Annotated in this window: 1 protein-coding gene; it reads left to right on the top strand. The window is 56.8% G+C overall.

From position 1 onward, the window contains the following. The first annotated feature begins 549 nt into the window (after positions 1-549). Positions 550-738, top strand: a complete 189-nt coding sequence (locus tag EV665_RS33170; RefSeq protein WP_342636213.1) for an AAA family ATPase — start codon at positions 550-552, stop codon at positions 736-738. Positions 739-1,648 lie beyond the last annotated feature (910 nt).

The raw sequence follows: 1,648 nt of genomic DNA, 5'->3' as shown, positions 1-1,648 counted from the left end.
CCACACCTCCTTCTAACGCCTATCCCCTATCCCCTTGGGAAAGCCGCGCATTGTGGAAGCCATCTGAAACGAGCGCGAGGTTCAACGCACCCAGAAAGGCAGCATCGGAGCTTCCAGTTTGCCGAGGACGAAGCGTCGGGCTCACCATGGAGCGCACTTAACAGCTGTTAAGCAGCGGTCCGATTGACACAGTGTAAAAGACGGCGGCTCCCGCCGACCCGTGTGCTGATAACCTTTTGTTAACGAAAAACGCCTTGAAGAATCGAAACCTGTCTGACGTCCCTAACCGCCACCGATGCCGCATTGAAGATCGGCACCGACACGATGAAGCTATCGGCCGAGCTGCACAAGATGCGTGAGAGGGCTTTTCTCCTCCGGCAGCAAAAAACCTTCGCCCGTATGTTTTCAACAACCGACCTCGTACGCTTGCTGAAGTTTCCTGAAAGCACTTTGTGGCAGCTCACCATAGAGAGGGAAGGGGCCTGTACCGGAGCGTGCAGACAACAATCCACGCATATATACCGTTAAGCGGGTCAGAGAGCTGCGTGCATTTCTCGCGGCGCTTCGCCCCGACGACGCCCAGACCCTGCTGCCCTGTCGTCGCGCGGGCGAGAAGCTGCAAACAATCGCGACGGCGAATTTCAAGGTGGCAACTCCCAAACGACGACTTCCATCCACCTGGCCCATTTTCTCGGCCTCCAGGGCTATCGCGTCCTTTGCATCGACTTGGACCCTTAAGCTAAGCGTCGATGACGGCCTTGTGCAGCATCCAGCCGGAATTCGATCTCGGAGAGAATGAAACGGCCTATGCCGCAATCCGGTACGATAACGAGCGACGTTCGCTGGCGGATGTGATCCGGACGACGTATTTCCGGACGTCGATCTCGTCCCGGGCAATCTGGAACTCATGGATCTTGAGTTCGACATCCCTTCCTGCCTCGCGCAGAAAACCGTGACGATCTCGGGCTGTTCTTCGAACGGCTCAACAGCGCAATAGCTCGCGTCGAGGATCGATACGACATTGTCATTCTCGATACGCCGCCGCCGCTCGCCGTCCGAAATGGACTGCGTTTGCAGAGGCGCTGAAAGGCTCAAGCAGAATTGAAGCTGTCCGGAAGTTTTCCCACGACGGAATTTCAAACGGCGGACGGCGCTGGACGCATCTCCCTGGCGATGCGAATGGTAGCTGCGACGTCGTCCCGGACAGAATGCGATGCCCAGGAACAAGCCGTGATTTCGTTATTGACGGCCGCATCTTTCGGCGCATGAAATCCACGCTAGCGGGAACGACCGTCACCATCCCGAAAAAGGAGAGCGGCTTTGCACGGTGGCTGGCAGAAGGAATGCAGGAGCTAATGCGCGCGTTTAACGCGGTCGATCCCTCGCAATAAGCGGTGCTTCGACTGAGAGGATCACACACGTTGCGGCCAATGACACTTGCCTTGCTCAAAGGCCAGCTCGCGACGGCCGGCCGTGGCCCGAATAAAGTGCTCGTAAATGGAAAGCTCTCAACGGCATTGGTGAGGTGAAGGGTGTTTTGTGTTTGCAAGACCGTTGATCGTGTCCCATGGAGTGGTGTAGCTGGATTTCATAGCCATCGGTGATTTCCGGTAGGGTCGGGTTGCTTATGACCAACCTGAGGGACACC

The sequence above is a fragment of the Shinella granuli genome (genome assembly GCF_004341885.1).
GTDB lineage: Bacteria > Pseudomonadota > Alphaproteobacteria > Rhizobiales > Rhizobiaceae > Shinella > Shinella granuli.
This window is presented reverse-complemented; position numbering and strand designations above follow the sequence as displayed.